The following is a 21918-nucleotide window of genomic DNA, read 5'->3' as shown; positions in this document are numbered from 1 at the left end:
GTGCCTGGTTTACGATGGTGCGTCGGCTCACTCGTAGCGTGTTTCGGCACGCCCTCAGCCCAGGAGAGTTCTCCCGGGTGGAGGTGAAGCCTGGTTCGCACGAGCGTTCCGCATACGGTAGCCGGACCCGAAGGGTGGATCTCGCAGTTCATGGCTAAGAAGCAAGGCGCCATTGAGATCGAGGGCACCGTGATCGAGTCTCTTCCGAACGCGATGTTCAAGGTCGAGCTGCAGAACGGTCACAAGGTCCTCGCGCACATCAGCGGCAAGATGCGCATGCACTACATCCGCATCCTCCCGGATGACCGGGTCGTGGTGGAGCTCAGCCCCTACGACCTGACCCGCGGCCGGATCGTCTACCGCTACAAGTAGGAACAACCCCTCGTCCTGCGAGGGGCTTGCCAGATCGAGACCCCGGAGAACCTGGATCATGAAGGTCAAGCCGAGCGTCAAGAAGATCTGCGACAAGTGCAAGGTGATCCGCCGCCACGGCCGGGTCATGGTGATCTGCGACAACCTGCGCCACAAGCAGCGCCAGGGCTGAATCACCCCCCAGCATTTCTCGTAGTACCTTCGCGCGACGCGCACCAACGTCATACGCGGGCCGCCCGATCCGTCCGAACGGGACGGACTGCCACCCCCGGTCAGAGGCCGGGGCTCCCTGTCGAGAGACAGCGAGTAGGCGGCACGTCAGACCTCTGAAGAACCACAGGAGCCATCAATGGCACGCCTCGCCGGCGTTGATCTCCCCCGTGAAAAGCGGATCGAGATCGCCCTCACCTACGTCTACGGCATCGGCCGTACCCGTGCCCAGCAGACGCTGGCCGAGACCGGTGTGAGCCCGGACGTCCGCGTCCGCGACATCACCGAGGAAGACCTCGTCAAGCTGCAGAAGTTCATCGACGCGAACTTCGAGGTCGAGGGTGACCTCCGCCGCGCCGTCGCCGCCGACATCCGCCGCAAGGTCGAGATCGGCTGCTACGAGGGCCTGCGTCACCGCCGTGGCCTGCCGGTCCGCGGTCAGCGCACCCACACCAACGCGCGTACCCGCAAGGGCCCGCGTCGCGCGATCGCCGGTAAGAAGAAGCCGGGCAAGAAGTAGTCCGTCCCGTCAACCGGACATCCCTCCGGCCCGCGGGATAGCGGACCGACCACCTCAGTAGGAGAACAGACTTATGCCCCCCAAGGGTCGTCAGGCTGCCGGCGCGAAGAAGATCCGCCGCAAGGAGAAGAAGAACGTCGCTCACGGGCACGCCCACATCAAGAGCACGTTCAACAACACCATCGTTTCGATCACCGACCCCTCGGGCAACGTGATCTCCTGGGCCTCCGCCGGCCACGTCGGCTTCAAGGGCTCGCGCAAGTCCACCCCGTTCGCCGCGCAGATGGCCGCCGAGGCCGCTGCCCGTCGCGCGCAGGAGCACGGCATGCGCAAGGTTGACGTCTTCGTGAAGGGTCCGGGCTCCGGCCGCGAGACCGCGATCCGTTCGCTCCAGGCCACCGGCCTGGAGGTCGGCTCGATCCAGGACGTCACCCCCACCCCGCACAACGGCTGCCGCCCGCCGAAGCGCCGCCGCGTTTGATCCGTGTCGTCCCTTCGGGGGCGATCCGGGCACGTGGGTAGTGCTTTGAACCTGGTACGGGGTCCCGTTCTCTACGGGACCCCGTACGCTTGACTCCATCGGCATCAAATAGTGGGTGCCGAAGACAACTGGAGGATCCAGAACATGCTTATCGCTCAGCGTCCTTCGCTGACCGAAGAGGTTGTCGACGAGTTCCGCTCGCGGTTCGTGATCGAGCCGCTGGAGCCGGGCTTCGGTTACACCCTCGGCAACTCGCTCCGCCGCACGCTCCTCTCCTCGATCCCGGGTGCCGCTGTCACCAGCATCCGCATCGACGGTGTCCTGCACGAGTTCACCACCGTGCCGGGCGTCAAGGAGGACGTCACCGACCTCATCCTGAACATCAAGCAGCTGGTCGTCTCCTCGGAGCACGACGAGCCGGTCGTGATGTACCTGCGCAAGCAGGGCCCGGGTGTGGTCACCGCCGCCGACATCGCGCCCCCGGCCGGTGTCGAGGTGCACAACCCCGAGCTGGTCCTCGCCACCCTGAACGGCAAGGGCAAGCTGGAGATGGAGCTGACCGTCGAGCGCGGTCGCGGCTACGTCTCCGCCGTGCAGAACAAGGCTTCCGGCCAGGAGATCGGCCGTATCCCGGTCGACTCGATCTACAGCCCCGTGCTGAAGGTCACCTACAAGGTCGAGGCCACCCGTGTCGAGCAGCGCACCGACTTCGACAAGCTGATCGTCGACGTCGAGACCAAGCCCGCCATGCGTCCGCGTGACGCGATGGCGTCGGCCGGCAAGACCCTGGTCGAGCTGTTCGGCCTGGCCCGCGAGCTGAACGTCGACGCCGAGGGCATCGACATGGGTCCGTCCCCGACGGACGCCGCCCTGGCCGCGGACCTGGCGCTGCCGATCGAGGAGCTGGAGCTCACCGTCCGCTCCTACAACTGCCTCAAGCGCGAGGGCATCCACACCGTGGGTGAGCTCGTTGCCCGCTCGGAGGCCGACCTGCTCGACATCCGCAACTTCGGTGCGAAGTCGATCGACGAGGTCAAGGCGAAGCTGGCCGGCATGGGCCTGGCCCTCAAGGACAGCCCGCCCGGATTCGACCCGACCGCTGCCGCCGACGCCTTCGGCGCCGACGACCTGGACGACCAGGGCTACGCGGAGACCGAGCAGTACTGAGTTTTGGCACCGGGGGCGGTTCCCAGTGAACCGCCCCCGACACCATGAAAGTCGTGCGGACACCGTGTCCGTACGCCCGCTGCGGTACCTGGTACGGCCGCAGTCGGAGATACGAGGAGTCATTCCATGCCCCGTCCCACCAAGGGCGCCCGCCTCGGCGGCGGCCCGCACCACGAGCCGCTCCTGCTGGCCGGCCTGGCCCGCGAGCTGTTCCAGTACGGCCGCATCACCACCACCGAGGCCAAGGCCCGTCGCCTGCGCCCGCTGGCGGAGAAGCTGATCACCAAGGCGAAGAAGGGCGACATCCACAACCGTCGCCTGGTGCGCAAGACCATCACCGACGTGTCGGTCCTGCACACCCTCTTCACCGAGATCGCCCCGCGGTTCGAGAACCGCCCCGGCGGTTACACCCGCATCACCAAGATCGGCACCCGTCGTGGCGACAACGCCCCGATGGCCGTGATCGAGCTGGTCGAGGGCGAGATCGCCACCAAGGCGACCGTCGCCGAGGCCGAGGCCGCTGCCAAGCGCGCCGTCAAGGAGGCCGAGCAGGCCGCCGAGGCCAAGGCCGACGAGGCCGCCGAGACCACCGAGGCCTGAGCCTCCTAGGTCCGTGACCGGGCCCGCTCTCCCGTCCGTCGGGGGAGCGGGCCCGTTCGCATCTCAGCAGCGAGACAGGGGAGTTGGAGTGGTGAACGACTGCGCGGAGCAGCCGCCGGTGAAGGACGGCCCGGCCGACGGGCACACCCGGATCAGGCTGGATCTGGCCTACCACGGCGCGGAGTTCTCCGGCTGGGCCCGGCAGCGCGGACGGCGCACCGTGCAGGGCGAGTTGGAGGACGCGCTGCGGATCGTGCTGCGCAGCGAGGAGAACTTTCCGCTGACGGTGGCCGGCCGTACCGACGCCGGAGTGCACGCGCGCGGGCAGGTGGCGCACGTCGATCTGCCGGACGAGCTGTGGGCCCAGCACGGCGAGAAGCTGCTGCGCAGGCTCGCCGGGCGGCTGCCGGCCGACGTCCGGGTGTACCGGCTGTCCGAGGCGCCGCACGGGTTCGACGCGCGGTTCGCGGCGATCTGGCGGCGGTACGCGTACCGGGTCGCCGACCACCAGGGCGGGGTCGATCCGCTGCTGCGCGGGCACGTGCTGTGGCACGACCGGCCGCTCGACCTGGAGAAGATGAACGCCGCCGCGAAACTGCTGGTCGGCGAGCACGACTTCGCCGCCTACTGCAAGAAGCGCGAGGGCGCGACCACCATCCGCACGCTGCTGGAGGTCCACTGGGACCGGGTGCCGATCGACCCGTACGCGGCCCAGGAAGGCTCGCTGGCGGTGGCGACGGTGCGGGCGGACGCGTTCTGCCACAACATGGTGCGCTCGCTGGTCGGCGCGATGCTGCTGGTCGGCGACGGGCACCGGCCGGTCGAGTTCCCGGGCGAGGTGCTGGCGGGGGGCGTGCGCAACTCGGCGGTCAACGTGATCCGGCCGCACGGGCTGACGCTGGAGGAGGTCGGGTACCCGGCGGACGAGTTGCTGGCGGAGCGGAATCGGGTTTCGCGGCGGCTGCGGACGTTGGGCGGGGATGCCGCCGAGGGTGCGGATGCGTCTGCGCCGGGCGGATCCGACTGAGGGTGCCGTTCCCCTTCGCGCAGTTCTCCCCCAGCCCTAACGGGCCGGGAGGTACCCCCACGCGCCCCGGTCGGGGCGCGGGGTGAGGGCGGAGGTGCCGGTTCGCTGGGGGTGCTCGGGTGGGTGGGTGGGGGCGGTAGGTAATCCGTTTTGTCGCCCGGCGAGGGCTTGGCACAATTCCGTGGCATGGGACACGTCGAAATCTCGCACCTGGAGTACTACCTGCCGGACGGGCGGGTGCTGTTCGACGACGCGTCCTTCCGCGTCGGCGAGGGCGCGGCCGTGGCGCTGGTCGGCGCGAACGGCGCGGGGAAGACCACGCTGCTGCGCATGATCGCGGGGGATGTGCAGCCGCACGGCGGTTCGGTGACGGTGAGCGGTGGACTGGGCGTGATGCGCCAGTTCGTCGGCACCACCGGCCGGGAGGACGCCAAGGACACCCCGGGCGCGCTGGCCGCCGACGCCTCGGTGCGGGACTTGCTGGTCTCGGTCGCGCCGAAACGGATCGCGGACGCCGCCCGCCGGGTGGACGCCGCGGAGCTGGCGATGATCGCGCAGGACGACGAGAAGTCGCAGATGGCGTACGCGCAGGCGCTCTCCGACTGGGCGGACGCCGGCGGCTACGAGTACGAGGCCGACTGGGACGTCTGCACCATGGCCGCGCTCGGCATGCCGTTCGACCGCGCGCAGTGGCGGGGCCTGAACACGCTGTCCGGCGGTGAGCAGAAGCGGCTGGTGCTGGAGGCGCTGCTGCGCGGCCCGGACGAGGTGCTGCTGCTGGACGAGCCGGACAACTACCTGGACGTGCCGGGCAAGCGCTGGCTGGAGGAGGCCATCCGGGCCACCAACAAGACGGTGCTGTACATCTCGCACGACCGTGAGCTGCTCTCCCGTACCGCCGAGAAGATCGTCGCGGTGGAGTCCGGCGCGGCCGGTTCCAGCGTGTGGGTGCACGGCGGCGGCTTCGACACCTTCCACGAGGCCCGCAAGGCCCGGTTCGAGCGGTTCGAGGAGCTGCGCCGCCGGTGGGACGAGGAGCACGCCAAGCTGAAGAAGCTGGTGGTGACGCTGCGGCAGGCGGCGGCGGTCAGCCACGAGATGGCGTCCCGGTACGCGGCCGCGCAGACCAGGCTGAAGAAGTTCGAGGACGCGGGCCCGCCGGAGGCACCGCCGCGCGAGCAGAGCATCACCATGCGGCTGAAGGGCGGCCGCACCGGGGTGCGGGCGTTCACCATGCAGGGCCTGGAGCTGACCGGGCTGATGAAGCCGTTCGACCTGGAGGTCTTCTACGGCGAGCGGGTCGCGGTGCTGGGCTCGAACGGCTCCGGCAAGTCGCACTTCCTGCGGCTGCTGGCCGGCGACGAGTCGGTGAAGCACGGCGGCGCCTGGAAGCTCGGTGCCCGGGTGGTGCCGGGCCACTTCCGGCAGACCCATGCGCACCCGGAGCTGCTGGGCCGCACGGTGCGGGCGATCGTCGAGGAGGAGCACGCGCTGTCCCGGGGCGCCGCGATGTCGGCGCTGCGCCGCTACGAGCTGGACCGGCAGGAGGAGCAGAAGTTCGAGTCGCTGTCCGGTGGGCAGCAGGCCCGGCTGATGATCCTCAAGCTGGAGCTGTCCGGCGTGACGGCGCTGCTGCTGGACGAGCCGACCGACAACCTGGACCTGGAGAGCGCGGAGGCGCTGCAGCAGGGCCTGGAGGCGTTCGACGGCACGGTGCTGTGCGTCACCCACGACCGCTGGTTCGCCCGTACCTTCGACCGGTTCCTGGTGTTCGGCTCGGACGGCCGGGTCTACGAGTCGCCGGAGCCGGTCTGGGACGAGGCCCGGGTGGTCCGGGACCGCTGAAGCGGCGACGATGCCGGGCCGGTTTGGAGTCCGCGCCTCCGGCCCGGTATTGTTGGCTGCTGTTGTGCGTATTGGCTCGCTCTATCTCACGTGAGAGGTCGGTACGCCGGAGACACCACAGGCCGAACTCCAGCGGCCAACGCCCGAATTGCGTCCGGGACGGTCGGCTGGAGGCCCCAGGCCCTGTGTGCTCCTGTCAGGACCCACTCACTGAAAAGCGAAGGCTACGACCGTGCGTACGTACAGCCCCAAGCCCGGCGACGTCCAGCGTCAGTGGCACGTCATCGACGCGACCGACGTCGTGCTCGGCCGCCTGGCCTCCCAGGCCGCCAACCTCCTGCGGGGCAAGCACAAGGCGATCTACGCGCCGCACGTTGACACTGGTGACTTCGTCATCATCATCAACGCCGACAAGGTGCACCTCTCGGGCAACAAGAAGACCCAGAAGCTCGCCTACCGTCACAGCGGCTTCCCGGGCGGTCTCCGCTCGGTGCGCTACGACGACCTGCTGGCGAACAACCCGGAGAAGGCCGTCGAGAAGGCCATCAAGGGCATGGTTCCGAAGAACAGCCTCGGCCGTCAGATGCTCTCGAAGCTGAAGGTCTACTCGGGCGACCAGCACCCGCACGCTGCGCAGCAGCCGGTGCCGTTCGAGATCTCCCAGGTCGCGCAGTAATTCCGGCCACCACCCCCAACTGACGTAGAAGAGCTGAGGAACACCGTGGCCGAGACTGCCATCGAGAGCACCCTCGAGGTCGAGTTCGACGAGAACGTCGACGAGTACACCACCGAGTCCGAGTACACCACCGAGTCGCTGGCCGGCCGCTTCGGCGAGGCCGTCCCCGGCGCCGGCCTCGGCCGCCGCAAGGAGGCGATCGCCCGCGTGCGCATCGTCCCCGGCACCGGCGTGTGGAAGATCAACGGTCGCACCCTGGAGAACTACTTCCCCAACAAGGTGCACCAGCAGACCGTGAACGAGCCCTTCAAGCTCCTTGAGCTGGACGGCCGTTACGACGTTGTCGCCCGCATCTCGGGTGGCGGCGTCTCCGGTCAGGCCTACGCGCTGCGCCTCGGCGTGGCCCGTGCGCTGAACGAGGCGGACGTGGACAACAACCGCGGCCCGCTGAAGAAGGCCGGCTTCCTGACCCGTGACGCCCGCGCCGTCGAGCGCAAGAAGGCCGGTCTGAAGAAGGCCCGCAAGGCGCCGCAGTACAGCAAGCGCTAATCGCACCCCGCATGCGATCCTCGCCCCGGAGCACTTCGTGCTCCGGGGCGTTGTGCCTCCCGGACTCGTGCGGGGTCCGCGGGGGCTGGTACCAACCGAGCCGCAAGGCGCTGACAGGACGGGACGAACGCGAACATGGCACGACTCTTCGGTACGGACGGGGTGCGCGGGGTGGCCAATGTGGGCCTGACCGCGGAACTGGCGCTCGGCCTGTCAGTGGCCGCCGCCCATGTGCTCGGCGACGCGAACGCGTTCGAGGGGCACCGGCCGGTCGCCGTGGTCGGCCGTGACCCCCGCGCGTCCGGAGAGTTCCTGGAGGCCGCCGTGATCGCCGGCCTGGCCAGCGCCGGCGTGGACGTGCTGCGGGTCGGCGTGCTGCCCACCCCGGCGGTCGCGTACCTGACCGGCGCGCTCGGCGCGGACTTCGGCGTGATGCTCTCCGCCAGCCACAACGCGATGCCCGACAACGGCATCAAGTTCCTCGCCCGCGGCGGCCACAAGCTGGACGACGCGATCGAGGACGCGATCGAGGCGCACTACCGCCGCTACGGCGTCGGCGACGAGACCTGGGAGCGCCCGACCGGCGCCGCGGTCGGCCGGGTCCGCCAGTACAACGAGGGCTTCGACCGGTACGTGGCGCACCTGGTCGCGGTGCTGCCGAACCGGCTGGACGGCGTGAAGGTCGTCATCGACGGCGCGCACGGCGCGGCCGCCCGGGTCGCCCCCGAGGCCTTCGCCCGGGCCGGCGCCGAGGTGGTGTACACCCTGGGCACCGAGCCGACCGGCCTGAACATCAACGACGGCGTCGGCTCCACCCACCTGGACAAGCTGCGCGCCGCGATGAAGGAGCACAAGGCCGACCTGGGCATCGCCCTGGACGGCGACGCGGACCGCTGCCTGGCCGCCGACGCCGAGGGCAACGAGGTCGACGGCGACCAGATCCTGGCGATCCTCGCGGTCGCCATGAAGGAATCGGGCACGCTGCGCCGCAACACCGCGGTGGCCACCGTGATGTCCAACCTGGGCTTCAAGCTGGCGATGGAACGCGAGGGCATCGAGCTGGTGCAGACCGCGGTCGGCGACCGGTACGTGCTGGAGGAGATGAAGCAGCACGGCTTCGCCCTCGGCGGCGAGCAGTCCGGCCACGTGATCCTGCTCGACCACGCCACCACCGGTGACGGCACCCTGACCGGCCTGATGCTCGGCGCCCGGCTGGCCGCCACCAAGCAGCCGCTGGCCGACCTCGCCACCGTGATGACCCGGCTGCCGCAGGTGCTGATCAACGTCAAGGGTGTCGACAAGGACCGGGTCGAGTCCTGCCTCGAACTGCAGGCCGCGGTCGCCGAGGCGGTGGCCGAGCTCGGCACCACCGGGCGGGTGCTGCTGCGCAAGTCGGGCACCGAGCCGCTGGTCCGGGTGATGGTCGAGGCCGTCGGCCACGAGCAGGCCCAGTCGGTCTGCGAGCGCCTTGCCGAATCGGTTCGCCTGCACCTGGGCTGACGGAGCGTCGGGGGCCGGTCCCGGACCGGCCCCCGACCGCTGCGCCTACTGCTGCTGCTGCGCGGCGGGGTTCTTCTTCACCGGGATCCACACCTGGTAGAAGCCGCTGCCGTAGGTGTTGTGGTACGGGATGCTGACCAGCAGGCGGTACTTGCCCTCGGAGCGCAGCTGCTTGACGAGCTTCTCGTCGAGCGCGCCGGTGACCGTCTTGTCGAACACCACGACGTCGAAGTAGCCGTCGGTGAGGGCGGCCTTGAAGCCCGCTTCACCGGTGAGGACCTTCTTGTCCTTGGTCTGGTAGCTGATGGTGTACGTCGACGTCCACTGGCCGAAGTCGACCTTGTCCTGCAGGTAGTAGCGCGGCACCGAGTTCGCCTCGACCAGGTAGTGGCCGTTCGGCACCAGCTGCCGGTTCAGGGTGGCGATCAGCTGGCTGGAGTTCGGCCAGGCGTGGTACAGGCTGTTGGACTGCACCATGCCGAGCACCAGCAGGACGACCCAGGCGAGGATCCCCAGCTGCGGGTGCCGGAAGTGCGAGCCGACCACACGGGTGATGCCCAGGGCGGCCATCGGCGCGGCGAAGAACAGGCCGTAGCCGATGTGCTTGTGCAGCGAGACGCTCTCGTGGATCCAGATCTGGTAGGCGGGTGCGAGCACCGCGGTGCCGGTCAGCAGCAGGCCCATCAGGACCCGCCACAGCCGGCGCGGCACCCGGACGGCGTGCATGGTCGGGGCCTCGTTCATACGGCCCTTGAGGGCGTACAGCACGGTGCCGAGCAGCGCCAGGGCGAACAGCAGACCGCCCCACTCGGCGCAATCGCGGAGCATGTCCAGCCGGACGCCGTGGCCGGTGGCGCGGCCGGTGGTGGTGGACTGCAGGCCCTTGAGGATGTCCGAGCCGGTCAGCCGCAGCGCGGTGTAGGCGCCGCCGACCGCGACGGCCGGGATCAGGAACGCCCGCAGCAGCGACCGCCAGGCGTGGTACGGCACGGCGGCCAGGCAGGCCAGCGCCACCACGATCGGCGCGTACATCAGCGCGGCGTACTTGACGGCGACGGCCAGCACCAGGACCGGCGGGATGGTCAGGGCGCTCAGCCACCAGCCGCGCCGGGCGGTGCGCACCGCGAGCCAGGCACCGACCGCGATCAGGAACAGCGCGGCCGCGTCGTAGGTGGCCAGCGCGCCCATGAACAGGGTGGACTGGGTGACCGCGAAGCAGGCCGCCGCGACCAGCGCGACCCGTTCGTTGAACAGCCGACGGGTCATCATGTACAGCAGGGCGGTGGTGCCCAGCATGAACGCCAGCGACAGACCGCGGGCGCCGGCCAGGCCGAACCAGCCGTCGAACGCGGCGGCCAGCGGCGGGTACAGCAGCGGAGAGCCGGAGAAGTACGCGGCGAACGAGTCCGGCAGCGGGGCGCCGCCGTTCAGGTGGTCCAGCTGCAGGTGGCCGGCGTACAGGTACAGCGCCTCGTCCTCGAAGGCGCTGTTGCTCAGACGGAGCGTCAGCAGGGCCTGGGCGAGCAGGATGCCGAGCAGGACCAGGCGGCTGACCCAGGTACGGCGGCTGCTGGGCAGCGGGTCCCAGCCGACGTCGGGGACGTCGGGCAGGGTGTAGCCGGGTTCGGGCGCCTGCTGCTCGTGCGGCGCATGCTGCTCGTGCGGCTGCTGCGGTTCGGCCGGGTGGTCCTCGACGAACCAGCCGAAGTTCCGCTCCTCGTGGTAGCGGTTCTCCTGGTCGTCCGGGGCCTGCGGGGTGAGTGCGTCGTCGCGCTGCTGCGTCATCAGGGTTTTCTCGGATCGAAGCCGTACTGCGGGTCGGCGGCGTGCTGCTTGAAGGCGGCCAGCGAACTGGGCGTCTTCTCGAGCCGCCAGTCGGCGCGCTTGCTGATGTTGAACCAGATGAAGCCCAGGACGTCCGGGTGCTTCTCCACGCCGGTGAACAGCTCCTCGACGAAGGAGGACGCCTTCTTTCCGGGTTCGGCGGCGGTCTCGCTGATGATGAACGGCTTGCCGCTGAAGCCGCGGATCTGATCCATGGTCGGTCCGTAGACCTGATCGAAGTTCTTGTCGCAGCACTCGGTCCAGTAGCCGACCATGCCGACCCAGTCGATGTAGCCGTCGCCGGGGTAGTACGGCTGGAGGGCGATGCTCTTCACCGGGTTGACGATGTTCGGGCTCCACACCCAGATGACGTTGGACGCGCCGCGGTCCTGGAAGATGTCGTGGATCCGGCGCCACGCCCCGACGAAGTCCTCGGCACTGTTGGTCTTGGTGCCCCAGTCGTACCAGTGGCCGTTCATCTCGTGGGCGAAGCTGATCGCCACCGGGACGTTGGTCTTCTGCACCGCGGTGGCGAAGGTCTTGATGTAGGCGTCCGAGGTGCCCTTGGCGATGTCGGCCAGCGGGGTCTTGTAGGGCTCCCAGGCGATGTACGGCAGGGCGCCGTTCTGCCAGCTGAGCCGGACGCCGGTGGAGTCGAACTGGTCGCCCCAACTGGCGTAGTTCTCGATGACGTTGGGCTGCTTGCCGATCATCTCGCTGTACTTCTGCACCGGGTCCATGGACGCCGGGGCGCCGTCCAGGGCGACGCCGAGGTACTTCTTCGCGGGCTGCAGCAGCGGGGTGGTGTCGGCCGGGGCCTGGCTGGGGTCGGCGGAGGCGACCTGGGTGTCGCCGGGGCCGAACGCGTCGTGGCCGCCGGACGAGCCGGGGCGGGTGCATCCGGGCAGCAGGGTGAGCAGGCCCGCAAGCAGCAGGCAGGCGGCAGTTCTGGCTCGGTGGATCGGCTTCACGCGGCCTTCTCGCTTCGGGGCTGGAGGAGGGTGCGGCCGACCACCAGGGCGTAGAACAGCCCGGAGGCGAGCACCAGGGCGTAGTCCGGCGGGTACCCGGTGAGGATGCGCCACACGGCGATGCCCACCCAGGCGAGCGCGGTGCCGCCGCCCCAGATGGACAGGCCGAGCCACAGTCGGCGGGTGCGGTTCTTCTTCGCGGTGCTGGAGCCGGTCGGCTGCCAGGCCATCCGCTTGCGGCGCAGGATGTCCCAGATCGCGAAGAAGTGCGCCCAGCCGTACATCATCCGGCAGGACCAGGCTTCCAGGCGGTACGGGACGCGGTGCCAGAGCGGGAAGATCACTGTGGTGTAGACCAGGCTGGGCAGCACCAGCCAGAGCCGCTCGACCAGGAACATCTCCGGGTGCCAGATCAGCAGCGCGAGCGGGATCACCGGCGACAGGAAGATGAAGATCGCGGTGTGGATGTAGTAGAAGAACCCGGACATGTAGCAGAGCCGGCTGCTCCAACGGAGCTTGGTGTCCCAGAACTTGCGGCTGCCGAGCAGGCTCATCGAACCGGAGCACCAGCGGTACTGCTGGTTGTAGAACGCGCCCGCGGTGTCCGGGCAGACGCCGGTGGCCAGCGCCAGCGGCACGTACTTCAGGCCCCAGCCGAGGCGGCGCAGGTCGAAGCCGGTGTGCACGTCCTCGGAGTGCTCGATCAGCGTGGTGCCGCCGTTCTCCTCCAGCGCGGCCCGCCGGTAGATGGCGCAGCTGCCGACGCAGATCGCGCCGTCCCGGGCCTGCCGGGAGACCTGCACGGAGCGGTAGAACAGCTCCTGGACGGCGCCGGCGCCGCGCTCCACCCAGCTCTGCGAGTCCAGTACCCGGAAGAACTGCGGGGACTGCACGATGCCGAGCTTCGGGTCGGCGTCCATGTGCGGGAGGAGTTCGGCCAGCAGGTCGGAGCGCGGCGTGAAGTCGGCGTCCAGGATGAGGATGAACTCACCGTCGGAGTTGCCGAAGCCGAAGTGCAGGTTGCCGGCCTTCTTGAACCAGCCGCGGTTCGGCCGGGTGCCGTAGCGGAAGCCGAAGTCGAGGGCCATGGCTTCGAGTTCGGGGCTGCCCGAGTCGTCGAGCACGTACGGCATGCACAGGCCGGGGTAGTTGTCGGCCATCTCCCGGACGTGCTTCCAGGTGTTGTGCAGGATCTCGATCGGTTCGCCGCACACCGGCAGGAAGACGTCGACGGTCGGGTACTCCTCCGGCCGCCAGGAGCGCACCAGTTGACGGTGGCCCTTGACGTCGAAGTCGCCGTTGAGGCCGGTGACCCGGAGCGAGATCAGGTAGTAGATCAGGGTGAACAGCAGGAACGGCGAGTAGATCCACAGCCACGGGGCGCTGGCCACCAAAGTGATCTGACTGGCGGTCAGGCAGCCGAAACTGATCAGCGAACTGAGCGTCAGGATCCACAGATGGCGCTTGGCGTAGGCGAACTTCTCGCTGTCGTCCGGCGGTTTGGGAAGCAGCCCGAGTTGCGGCGGCGCCGCCGCGGGCTTCCGCCGGCGCTGAGCGGGGACGGGGCCGCGGCGCTGAGTGCGACTCGTCGACTCGGTATTGCTGGACAAGAGAGCCCCCGTGGCCGTGCTTTGGACTTGACTCGGCCTGCCTGTACGGCGATTGGCGCGAACCGGCGGCCGGACGAGTTTATCCGACGGGCTTTGCCGTCCCAGGGCCGCGTAATGACGTTTGCATCACGGTGGACGGCGGCGCCCGGTGGAAAGCGGGACATTTCGGTTGGGTGTGGAGGCGGCATCACCGAAAGCCCCCAGATGCCCTAGCATTCACGCACATGAGCGATGGGATGGGTGTACCGCAGAGTCCGAACACTCCGGGTGGGCAGCCGCAACAGCCTTTCGGCGGGCCCCAGCAGATGCCTGGTCAGCCGCCGGTCCACGGTGCGCCGCCGTTCCCGCAGCAGCCTCAACCGTGGCAGCAGCAGACACAGTACCCCTATCCGGGGCCGCCGCCGATCCAGCAGCCGGTCGAGCCGGACTGGCAGCAACTGGCCGACCAGCGCGAGGCGCAGGTGCGCCGCAAGCGCCTGATGACGGGTCTGGGCATCGGCATCGGCGTGGTGGTGCTCGGTGCGGGCGCGGCCGCCATCGCGGTGCTCAGCCAGGACGACAAGCCCAGTAACGATCCGGTGGCCTCCCCGTCGGCCTCCACCCAGGTGTCGCCCAGCGGCAGTGCCAAGCCGTCGGGGAGCGGTTCCCCGACCACCAAGCAGCTCCCGCCGGCGATCACCGCCGAGGCCCTGTTCGCCGATCAGTCGCTCAACATCGGCGGGCACAACTACGTCCGCAAGTCCACCACCACCGACAACCCGTGCTGGAAGGCAACCGGCGCCGGCCTCGGCGACGTCCTCTCCAACGCGAACTGCAGCCAGCTGATGCGCGCCACCTACTTCACCGGCAACACGGCGGTGACGGTGGGCGTCGCGGTGTTCAAGAGCGAGTCCGACGCGGCCAAGGTCGGCGCCGGCATGAAGGGCCAGATCCAGCCGCTGTTCGGCAAGGACAACGTGGGCGAGTTCTGCCGCGACGTGGCCTGCTCGCTGAGCAACCGGGTCGAGGGCCGCTACGTGCTGTTCACGGTGGCCGGCCCGATCAGCGGCGGTGCGGGCGCCCAGGACCCGGTGGCGCAGAGTGCGAGCAAGGAACTGGACAGCTACTTCGACCAGTTGCTGACCAAGGGGTCCTGACGACCGATCGGGACTGAGGGGGGGATGGACGGATGAACCGCCGGTCCTGGTGCCGTGGTGCCGCCGCGCTGATCCTGATGGCGGCCGGCGTGTCCTGTTCGGGCGCGGCGTCCGACGGCACCGGCCCGGCCGGTGCGATGTTCGGTGCGCAGCCGGACAGCGAGGTGCCGTCCCCCTCCGCCCCGGGGCAGGCCGCCCCGCCGACCAAGGCCGAGCTGCTGGCGGCCTCCGGCGTGTACTTCGGGGCGAGCACCTACCGGACGCCGTCGGCGGCCGAGACCGACGCGCTCGCCGCGGCGGCCGGGAAGCGGCCCACGATGCTGCAGTACTTCCTGGACTGGCGCAAGGAGTTCGACCCGGCGACGGTCCAGGAGATCTACCGGCAGGGTGCGGTGCCGATGCTCACCTGGGAGCCCGGCGACGCCCCGTTCGAGGCCGACCAGCCGTGGTACGCGAGCCGCCGGATAGCCGACGGCGCGTTCGACGCCTACGTCACCCGCTTCGCCCGCGCGGTGCGGGACCAGCGCTGGCCGGTGGTGCTGCGGTTCGCGCACGAGATGAACGGCGACTGGTACCCGTGGTCGGCGAACGCCAACGGCAACAAGCCGGGCGACTACGCGGCGGCCTGGCGGCACGTGCACGACATATTCGCGGCCGAGCACGTCGACAACGTCATCTGGCTGTGGAGCCCGAACGTGCTGCGCGGCGCCTCCGGCGACCTGAAGAAGCTCTACCCGGGCGACGCGTACGTCGACTGGCTGGGCATGGACGCCTACGGCCTGGGCGAGAGCACCGCCTCCGAGGTTCTCGACCCGACCTACATCCGGCTGCGGGAGATCGCCGACAAGCCGGTGTTCATCTCGGAGACCGGGGCGATGCCGGACCCGAACAAGGCCAACTGGATCACCGACATGTTCGAGTGGATCGCCGAGCACCCGAAGGTGCCCGGCTTCGTCTGGTTCGAGCACAGCGTCGAGGAAGGCGGCCGGTACGACTACCGCTTCGCCGCCGACCCGGCCACCCGCAAGGCGTTCGCGGACGGCCTGGCGACCCTGTCGCTGCGCTCCTGGCCGGTGGCGCAGCGACCGTCCTGACACCCCGTCCGGGGTGCGGCGTCAGAGCTTGCGCAGCAGCGCCCGGCGGACCTTGTGGTCCGGGCCCTTCTGCAGGATCAGGGTGGCGCGGCCCCGGGTGGGCAGGACGTTCTCCAGCAGGTTCGGCCGGTTGATGGTCCGCCAGACCTGGCGGCCGTAGTCCATCGCCTCCTCCTCGGGCACCTCGGTGAAGCGCCGGAAATAGGAGTTCGGGTCCTGGAAGGCGGTCTCGCGCAGCTTGCGGAACCGGTTCAGGTACCAGGCCTCGATGTCGTCGGTGCGGGCATCGACGTAGATCGAGAAGTCGAAGTAGTCGGCGACCGCCATCCTGGTCCGCCCGTCGGTGCCGGGCAGGGCCGGCTGGAGCACGTTCAGGCCCTCGACGATCAGGATGTCGGGGCGCTCCACCACCAGCTGCTCGTCCGGCACGATGTCGTACACCAGGTGCGAGTAGACGGGCGCGGTGACCCGCTCCTTGCCGGCCTTCACGTCCGCGACGAAGCGCATCAGCGCCCGCCGGTCGTAGGACTCCGGGAAGCCCTTGCGGGCCATCAGGCCGCGCCGGCGCAGTTCCGCGTTGGGCAGCAGGAAGCCGTCGGTGGTGACCAGCTCGACCCGCGGGTGCTCGGGCCAGCGGGCGAGCAGGGCCTTCAGCAGGCGGGCGGTGGTGGACTTGCCGACCGCCACCGACCCGGCCACGCCGATGATGAACGGGGTGCGCACCCGCTCGGTGTCGGGGGTGTCCAGGAACGTGCCCAGGGCGCCGCGCAGCTCGTGCGTGGCGTGGATGTACAGGTTCAGCAGGCGCGACAGCGGCAGGTAGACGTCGCGGACCTCGTCCAGGTCCAGCGCGGTGCCGAGGCCGCGCAGGCGCTCGACCTCCTCGGCGGTGAGCGGCAGCGGCGTGCGCTCGCGCAGCGCGCTCCACTCGGCGCGGTCCAGATCCACGTACGGGGAGGGGGTGGGTGCGGCGGGCGCGCCCCTCGTACAGAGTTCGGTCAGCACAGGGTCCATTGTGAGCCGTGTCCGGGCCGCCGGGTGTTGTGGTGTCGGTCACCCGGTGTGGTCATCCGACCCAACGGGGCTCGAACACCGCCACCTATGCTGGCGCATATGTGCGGAATTGTTGGATATACGGGCCCCCAGCAGGCCCTCGACGTAGTGATCGCCGGTCTGCGGCGGCTGGAGTACCGGGGTTACGACTCGGCCGGCGTCGCAGTGCAGACCCAAGGAGCCGACGGGCAGCGGCTCCTGGCGACCGACAAGCGGGCCGGAAAGCTCGTCAATCTGGAGAAGTCGCTGGCCGAAACCCCGCTGCCGGCCGGCACCACGGGCATCGGCCACACCCGGTGGGCCACCCACGGCGCGCCCAACGACGCCAACGCCCACCCCCACCTGGACGACCACCGCAAGGTCGCGGTCGTCCACAACGGCATCATCGAGAACTTCGCCCTGCTGCGCGCCGAACTCGCCGACCGCGGCCACACGCTGCGCTCGGAGACCGACACCGAGGTGGTCGCCCACCTGCTGTCCGAGGCCTACGAGGGCGACCTCGCCGAGGCCATGCGCCTCGTGTGCCGGCAGCTGGACGGCGCGTTCACCCTGGTCGCGGTGCACGCCGACGCCCCCGACGTGGTGGTCGGCGCCCGCCGCAACTCGCCGCTGGTGGTCGGCGTCGGCGACGGCGAGAACTTCCTCGCCTCCGACGTCGCCGCGTTCATCGCGCACACCCGTGAGGCGATCGAGCTCGGCCAGGACCAGGTCGTCGAACTGCGCCGCGAGGGCGTGACGGTGACCAACTTCGACGGGACGCCCGCCGAGGTCCGCGAGTACCACGTCGACTGGGACGCCTCGGCCGCCGAGAAGGGCGGCTACGACTACTTCATGCTCAAGGAGATCGCCGAGCAGCCCAAGGCCGTCGCCGACACCCTCCTCGGCCGGATCGGCACCGACGGCCGGCTCACCCTCGACGAACTGCGCATCCCCGACCAGGTGCTGCGCGAGGTCGACAAGGTGGTGATCGTCGCCTGCGGCACCGCGTTCCACGCCGGCATGATCGCCAAGTACGCGATCGAGCACTGGACCCGGATCCCGTGCGAGGTCGAGGTGGCCAGCGAGTTCCGCTACCGCGACCCGATCATGGACGACCGCACCCTGGTGATCGCCATCTCGCAGTCCGGCGAGACCATGGACACCCTGATGGCGCTGCGCCACGCCCGCGAGCAGGGCGCCAAGGTCCTGGCGATCTGCAACACCAACGGCTCGACCATCCCGCGCGAGTCCGACGCGGTGCTGTACACCCACGCCGGCCCCGAGGTCGCCGTCGCCTCCACCAAGGCCTTCCTGACCCAGCTGGTCGCCTGCTACCTGGTCGCCCTGTACCTGGGCCAGGTCCGGGGCACCAAGTGGGGCGACGAGATCTCCTCGGTGATCCGCGAACTCGGCGACGCCCCCCGGCAGGTCGAGCAGGTGCTCGGCACCATGGAGCCGGTCCGCGCGCTGGCCCGCTCGCTGGCCGACGCCCCCGCGGTGCTCTTCCTCGGTCGGCACGTCGGCCACCCGGTGGCCCTCGAAGGCGCGCTCAAGCTCAAGGAACTCGCCTACATGCACGCCGAGGGCTTCGCCGCCGGCGAGCTCAAGCACGGCCCGATCGCCCTCATCGAGAAGGACCTGCCGGTCGTCGTGGTGGTGCCCTCGCCGCGCGGCCGCTCGGTCCTGCACGACAAGATCGTCTCCAACATCCAGGAGATCCGGGCCCGCGGCGCCAGGACCATCGTGATCGCCGAGGAGGGCGACGAGGCCGTCGTCCCCTACGCCGACCACCTGATCCGCATCCCGGCCACCCCGACCCTGCTCCAGCCGCTGGTGTCCACCGTCCCGCTCCAGGTGTTCGCCTGCGAACTGGCCACCGCCAAGGGCCACGAGGTCGACCAGCCGCGCAACCTCGCCAAGTCCGTCACGGTCGAGTAGCCCGCGTATCGTCCATGCCTGCGCGGCACTGCGCAGGCATGGACGGAGGAACAGACGTGATCATCGGGGTCGGCATCGACGTGGCGGACATCGGACGGTTCGGGGAATCCCTGGAACGCACCCCCGGACTCGCCGAGCGACTCTTCACCGCAGGCGAGCTGACCCTCCCGTCCGGACAGCGCCGGGGCACCGCCTCGCTGGCCGCCCGGTTCGCCGCGAAAGAGGCCCTCGCCAAGGCCCTCGGCGCACCCCCGGGCCTGCGCTGGGAGGACGCCGAAGTCCGCGTCGAGGAGTCCGGCCGACCCGTCCTGCACGTCACCGGCACCGTCGAAGCCCGCGCCGCCGCGCTCGGAGTGACGGGCTGGCACGTCTCGCTCAGCCACGACGCGGGCGTCGCCTCGGCGGTGGTGATCGCCGAAGGCTGAGACGGGAAGCCAGGGGCGCGAGGAACTGCGCGAAGCGGAAGAAGCACGTGTGTGAGATCGCGCCGCGCAAAATGACTTGCACGTGTTGGCGCCGTCGCTGTGCGTCCACCACCGGCCCCGAAGGAGTCCCACATGCGCCACGCTCATCGTGTAGACCAAGTCCGCACCGCCGAGGCCGCGTTGATGGCCACCCTCCCCGAAGGCACCCTGATGCAACGCGCCGCGGCCGGCCTCGCCGCGACCTGCGCCGGACTGCTGCCCCGGGTCTACGGCAGCCGCGTCCTCGTCCTGGCCGGCTCCGGCGACAACGGCGGTGACGCGCTGTACGCCGCCGCCCGTCTCGCCCGTCGCGGAGCCCGCGCCGAAGCCCTGCTGCTCGACCCCGCCAAGGTGCACGCCGCCGGCCTCGCGGAGCTGCTCGCCGCCGGAGGCCGGGTCACCGACGACCCCGGCGCGTTCGGCCGCGCCGACCTGGTGCTGGACGGCATCGTCGGCATCGGCGGCCGCGGCCCGCTGCGCCCCGCCGCGGCCCCCTTCGCCACCATGGCGCGTCGGGGCCCCGTGGTCGCCGTGGACGTGCCGTCCGGCGTCGCCCCCGACACCGGCGAGGTGACCGGCCCCGCGCTGCGTGCCGACGTCACCGTCTGCTTCGGCACCCACAAGCCGGGCCTGCTGATCGACCCCGGCGCCGGGTACGCGGGCGTCGTCCACCTGGTGAAGATCGGCCTCGACCTGCCGCCCGCCCCCGTCGAGGCCCTCCAGCACGCCGACGTGGCCGCGCTGCTGCCCGTCCCCGGCACGGAGAGCGACAAGTACCGGCGCGGCGTGGTCGGCGTGGCCGCCGGCTCCTCCCGCTACCCGGGCGCGGCGCTGCTTGCCGTCGCGGGGGCGCTGCGCGGCGGCGCGGGCGCGGTGCGCTACGCCGGGTACGCCGCCGCGGAGGTGGTCCGCCGCCACCCGGAGACGCTGGTCAGCGAGACCGGCCCGGCGCACGCCGGACGCGTCCAGGCCTGGGTGGTCGGCCCCGGTGGCGGCGACGGCGCCGATCGCGCCCTGCGCGAGGCCCTCGACACCGACGTGCCGGTGCTCGCCGACGCCGACGCGCTCACCGAACTCGCCCGCCTCGGCCCCGGCCTGCTGGCCGGCCGGTCCGCCCCCACCCTGCTCACCCCGCACGCCGGCGAGGCCGCCCGCCTGCTGGCCGGCGTCGGTGAGCGCGCGGACGCCGACACCGTCGCCGCCCGCCGGCTGGCGGTCGCCCGGCTGCTCGCCGCCCGCTACGGCGCGACCGTGCTGCTCAAGGGCTCCACCACCGTCGTCGCCGACCCCGAGGGCACCGCCCGGGTCAACACCACCGGCACCGGCTGGCTCGGCACCGCCGGCAGCGGCGACGTCCTGTCCGGCCTGACCGGCTCCCTGCTCGCGACCGGCCTCACCCCACTCGACGCCGCCTCCGCCGCCGCCTACCTGCACGGCCTGGCAGGCCGTCACGCCACTGGAACGGGGGCCCCGATCACGGCCCTCGACCTTGCGGACGCGCTGCATCCCGTGTGGCAGTCGCTGACCGGCTGACGGCCGGTGCGGGCGCCCCGGTCACCGGTTTCGGCCCAGGTGACGCCCCGCACGGAACCGGAACGCGCCCCACCGCGTGAACACAGCGGAAGGGAAAGGGCGTACGGGTGGACGGGTGACGGCACTCCCGGTCGGCCGCGCCCCTGATGAGGGGACCGGCGGGGGTCTGGGAGACTGATACGCGATGACGACTGCGAACACCACCGGGACACCCGCACTGACCGAGGGGGTCCGCGCCGAGGCGACGATCGACCTGGCCGCCCTGCGCGACAACCTGGCCACCCTGCGCGCCCGCACCAACGGCCCCGAGCTGATGGCCGTGGTCAAGGCCGACGCCTACGGCCATGGAGCGCTTCAGTGCGCCCGCGAGGCGATCGCCGCCGGCGCCGGCTGGCTCGGCACCGCCACCCCGCAGGAGGCGCTCGCGCTGCGCGCCGCCGGCATCCGCCCCGAGCAGGCCCGCATCCTGTGCTGGCTGTGGACGCCCGGCGGCCCCTGGGAGCAGGCGCTGCGCGAGTCCGTCGACATCTCGATCAGCGGCCAGTGGGCGCTGGACGAACTCCTCACCGCCGTCCGCGCCACCGGCATCCCGGCCCGGATCCACCTCAAGGCCGACACCGGCCTCGGCCGCAACGGCTGCCAGCCGCACGACTGGGCCGACCTGGTCGACAACGCCGCCAAGGCGCAGGCGGACGGCCTGCTGCGGGTGGCCGGCGTGTGGTCGCACTTCGCCGCCGCCGACGAGCCCGGCCACCCCTCCATCCAGGCCCAGCTGGACTCCTTCGCGCAGGCCCTGGCGTCCGCCGAGCGGGCCGGCCTCGACCCCGAGGTGCGGCACCTGGCGAACTCCCCGGCCACCCTGCTGCTCCCGCAGTCGCACTACGACCTGGTCCGCCCCGGCCTCGCCATGTACGGCCTGTCGCCGGTGCCGGAGCTCGGCACGCCCGCCGATTACGGCCTGCGGCCGGTGATGTCGCTGACCGCCCGGCTCGCCCTGGTCAAACGCGTCCCCGGCGGCCACGGCGTCTCCTACGGCCACCACTACGTCACGCCCGGGGCCACCACCCTCGGCCTGATCCCGATCGGCTACGCGGACGGCATCCCGCGGCACGCGAGCAACACCGGGCCGGTGCAGATCGGCTCCGGCCGTTACCGGGTGGCCGGGCGGGTCGCGATGGACCAGTTCGTGGTGGACCTCGGCGGGGACACGCCCGAGGTCGGCGAAGAAGCGCTGCTGTTCGGCGCCGGCGACCGGGGCGAGCCGACGGCGGAGGACTGGGCGCAGGCCTGCGGGACGATCGCGTACGAGATCATCACCCGGATCGGGGGGCGGGTGCCCCGGCGGTACGTCGGAGGGGTGCGGTAGTGG

The 21918-nt window shown here is 70.7% G+C and carries 21 protein-coding genes; 17 read left to right on the top strand and 4 right to left on the bottom strand.

What is annotated here, in order from left to right:
• The first annotated feature begins 150 nt into the window (after positions 1-150).
• The 11 genes from infA (at position 151) to glmM (ending at position 8947) form a co-directional block, all read left to right on the top strand.
• On the top strand, positions 151-372 hold the full coding sequence (gene infA / locus ACFV18_RS24895) for a translation initiation factor IF-1 (protein WP_003956442.1): 222 nt from the start codon (positions 151-153) through the stop codon (positions 370-372).
• A gap of 58 nt (positions 373-430) precedes the next feature.
• A complete protein-coding gene (gene rpmJ, locus ACFV18_RS24890; RefSeq protein WP_003956441.1) occupies positions 431-544 on the top strand; it encodes a 50S ribosomal protein L36 in 114 nt (37 codons plus the stop codon).
• 177 nt (positions 545-721) lie between these two features.
• Positions 722-1102, top strand: a complete 381-nt coding sequence (rpsM, locus tag ACFV18_RS24885; RefSeq protein ID WP_380486736.1) for a 30S ribosomal protein S13 — start codon at positions 722-724, stop codon at positions 1100-1102.
• Positions 1103-1175: 73 nt separating this feature from the next.
• Entirely contained in the window at positions 1176-1583 is a 408-nt protein-coding gene (gene rpsK / locus ACFV18_RS24880; protein WP_014136257.1) for a 30S ribosomal protein S11, read from the top strand.
• 144 nt (positions 1584-1727) lie between these two features.
• Entirely contained in the window at positions 1728-2750 is a 1023-nt protein-coding gene (locus ACFV18_RS24875; RefSeq protein ID WP_030457404.1) for a DNA-directed RNA polymerase subunit alpha, read from the top strand.
• A gap of 126 nt (positions 2751-2876) precedes the next feature.
• Complete coding sequence (rplQ, locus tag ACFV18_RS24870) at positions 2877-3350, top strand: 50S ribosomal protein L17 (protein WP_380486733.1); 474 nt, start codon at positions 2877-2879, stop codon at positions 3348-3350.
• 91 nt (positions 3351-3441) lie between these two features.
• The gene (truA, locus tag ACFV18_RS24865) at positions 3442-4377 is read left to right on the top strand and encodes a tRNA pseudouridine(38-40) synthase TruA (protein ID WP_380486730.1); all 936 of its coding nucleotides are present in this window, start codon (positions 3442-3444) and stop codon (positions 4375-4377) included.
• A 186-nt stretch (positions 4378-4563) separates the two neighbouring features.
• Positions 4564-6222, top strand: coding sequence for an ABC-F family ATP-binding cassette domain-containing protein (locus tag ACFV18_RS24860; RefSeq protein ID WP_380486727.1), 1659 nt, complete (start codon positions 4564-4566; stop codon positions 6220-6222).
• Positions 6223-6454: 232 nt separating this feature from the next.
• A complete protein-coding gene (rplM, locus tag ACFV18_RS24855) occupies positions 6455-6898 on the top strand; it encodes a 50S ribosomal protein L13 (RefSeq protein WP_035863497.1) in 444 nt (147 codons plus the stop codon).
• A gap of 45 nt (positions 6899-6943) precedes the next feature.
• Positions 6944-7447, top strand: a complete 504-nt coding sequence (gene rpsI, locus ACFV18_RS24850; protein ID WP_380486724.1) for a 30S ribosomal protein S9 — start codon at positions 6944-6946, stop codon at positions 7445-7447.
• Between the two features lie 135 nt (positions 7448-7582).
• Positions 7583-8947, top strand: coding sequence for a phosphoglucosamine mutase (glmM, locus tag ACFV18_RS24845; protein WP_380486721.1), 1365 nt, complete (start codon positions 7583-7585; stop codon positions 8945-8947).
• A 45-nt stretch (positions 8948-8992) separates the two neighbouring features.
• Here the strand turns inward: glmM and ACFV18_RS24840 are convergent, their stop codons facing one another.
• Genes ACFV18_RS24840 through ACFV18_RS24830 form a run of 3 tightly spaced genes read right to left on the bottom strand, consistent with a single transcriptional unit; the run spans position 8993 to position 13199 of the window.
• Complete coding sequence (locus ACFV18_RS24840) at positions 8993-10732, bottom strand: ArnT family glycosyltransferase (protein WP_380486718.1); 1740 nt, start codon at positions 10730-10732, stop codon at positions 8993-8995.
• Positions 10732-11742, bottom strand: a complete 1011-nt coding sequence (locus tag ACFV18_RS24835) for a glycoside hydrolase family 26 protein (protein WP_380486716.1) — start codon at positions 11740-11742, stop codon at positions 10732-10734. The genes ACFV18_RS24840 and ACFV18_RS24835 overlap by 1 nt, the downstream gene beginning before the upstream one ends.
• Positions 11739-13199, bottom strand: a complete 1461-nt coding sequence (locus ACFV18_RS24830; RefSeq protein WP_380486820.1) for a glycosyltransferase family 2 protein — start codon at positions 13197-13199, stop codon at positions 11739-11741. The genes ACFV18_RS24835 and ACFV18_RS24830 overlap by 4 nt, the downstream gene beginning before the upstream one ends.
• Before the next feature lie 458 nt (positions 13200-13657).
• Here ACFV18_RS24830 and ACFV18_RS24825 point away from each other — a divergent pair, with 458 nt between their 5' ends.
• Both ACFV18_RS24825 and ACFV18_RS24820 read left to right on the top strand, forming a co-directional pair.
• A complete protein-coding gene (locus ACFV18_RS24825) occupies positions 13658-14488 on the top strand; it encodes a hypothetical protein (RefSeq protein WP_380486714.1) in 831 nt (276 codons plus the stop codon).
• A gap of 32 nt (positions 14489-14520) precedes the next feature.
• Positions 14521-15582 carry a glycoside hydrolase family 26 protein gene (locus ACFV18_RS24820; RefSeq protein ID WP_380486712.1) on the top strand — a complete coding sequence of 354 codons (1062 nt, stop codon included), beginning with the start codon at positions 14521-14523 and terminating at the stop codon, positions 15580-15582.
• 21 nt (positions 15583-15603) lie between these two features.
• Here ACFV18_RS24820 and coaA read toward each other — a convergent pair whose 3' ends face one another.
• Positions 15604-16596 carry a type I pantothenate kinase gene (gene coaA, locus ACFV18_RS24815; protein ID WP_380486710.1) on the bottom strand — a complete coding sequence of 331 codons (993 nt, stop codon included), beginning with the start codon at positions 16594-16596 and terminating at the stop codon, positions 15604-15606.
• A gap of 99 nt (positions 16597-16695) precedes the next feature.
• Here coaA and glmS point away from each other — a divergent pair, with 99 nt between their 5' ends.
• The 4 genes from glmS (at position 16696) to alr (ending at position 21915) form a co-directional block, all read left to right on the top strand.
• Entirely contained in the window at positions 16696-18552 is a 1857-nt protein-coding gene (gene glmS / locus ACFV18_RS24810; protein WP_380486708.1) for a glutamine--fructose-6-phosphate transaminase (isomerizing), read from the top strand.
• A 56-nt stretch (positions 18553-18608) separates the two neighbouring features.
• Entirely contained in the window at positions 18609-18977 is a 369-nt protein-coding gene (locus ACFV18_RS24805; RefSeq protein ID WP_380486706.1) for a holo-ACP synthase, read from the top strand.
• Positions 18978-19109: 132 nt separating this feature from the next.
• Positions 19110-20549 carry an NAD(P)H-hydrate dehydratase gene (locus ACFV18_RS24800; RefSeq protein ID WP_380486704.1) on the top strand — a complete coding sequence of 480 codons (1440 nt, stop codon included), beginning with the start codon at positions 19110-19112 and terminating at the stop codon, positions 20547-20549.
• A 184-nt stretch (positions 20550-20733) separates the two neighbouring features.
• Complete coding sequence (gene alr / locus ACFV18_RS24795; RefSeq protein ID WP_380486702.1) at positions 20734-21915, top strand: alanine racemase; 1182 nt, start codon at positions 20734-20736, stop codon at positions 21913-21915.
• The last annotated feature ends 3 nt before the right edge of the window (positions 21916-21918 follow it).

The sequence above is a fragment of the Kitasatospora sp. NPDC059673 genome, assembly GCF_042734215.1.
Classification (GTDB): Bacteria; Actinomycetota; Actinomycetes; order Streptomycetales; family Streptomycetaceae; genus Kitasatospora.
This window is presented reverse-complemented; position numbering and strand designations above follow the sequence as displayed.

Excerpts from the sequence above, each read along its gene's own strand:
- ACFV18_RS24840 (WP_380486718.1), bottom strand. The coding sequence starts at position 10,732 with ATGACGCAGCAGCGCGACGACGCACTCACCCCGCAGGCCCCGGACGAC.
- rpmJ (WP_003956441.1), top strand. The coding sequence starts at position 431 with ATGAAGGTCAAGCCGAGCGTCAAGAAGATCTGCGACAAGTGCAAGGTG.
- ACFV18_RS24875 (WP_030457404.1), top strand. The coding sequence starts at position 1,728 with ATGCTTATCGCTCAGCGTCCTTCGCTGACCGAAGAGGTTGTCGACGAG.
- ACFV18_RS24860 (WP_380486727.1), top strand. The coding sequence starts at position 4,564 with ATGGGACACGTCGAAATCTCGCACCTGGAGTACTACCTGCCGGACGGG.
- glmM (WP_380486721.1), top strand. The coding sequence starts at position 7,583 with ATGGCACGACTCTTCGGTACGGACGGGGTGCGCGGGGTGGCCAATGTG.
- rpsK (WP_014136257.1), top strand. The coding sequence starts at position 1,176 with ATGCCCCCCAAGGGTCGTCAGGCTGCCGGCGCGAAGAAGATCCGCCGC.
- glmS (WP_380486708.1), top strand. The coding sequence starts at position 16,696 with ATGTGCGGAATTGTTGGATATACGGGCCCCCAGCAGGCCCTCGACGTA.
- coaA (WP_380486710.1), bottom strand. The coding sequence starts at position 16,596 with ATGGACCCTGTGCTGACCGAACTCTGTACGAGGGGCGCGCCCGCCGCA.
- rpsM (WP_380486736.1), top strand. The coding sequence starts at position 722 with ATGGCACGCCTCGCCGGCGTTGATCTCCCCCGTGAAAAGCGGATCGAG.
- ACFV18_RS24825 (WP_380486714.1), top strand. The coding sequence starts at position 13,658 with ATGCCTGGTCAGCCGCCGGTCCACGGTGCGCCGCCGTTCCCGCAGCAG.
- infA (WP_003956442.1), top strand. The coding sequence starts at position 151 with ATGGCTAAGAAGCAAGGCGCCATTGAGATCGAGGGCACCGTGATCGAG.
- alr (WP_380486702.1), top strand. The coding sequence starts at position 20,734 with ATGACGACTGCGAACACCACCGGGACACCCGCACTGACCGAGGGGGTC.
- ACFV18_RS24820 (WP_380486712.1), top strand. The coding sequence starts at position 14,521 with ATGAACCGCCGGTCCTGGTGCCGTGGTGCCGCCGCGCTGATCCTGATG.
- ACFV18_RS24800 (WP_380486704.1), top strand. The coding sequence starts at position 19,110 with ATGCGCCACGCTCATCGTGTAGACCAAGTCCGCACCGCCGAGGCCGCG.
- rplQ (WP_380486733.1), top strand. The coding sequence starts at position 2,877 with ATGCCCCGTCCCACCAAGGGCGCCCGCCTCGGCGGCGGCCCGCACCAC.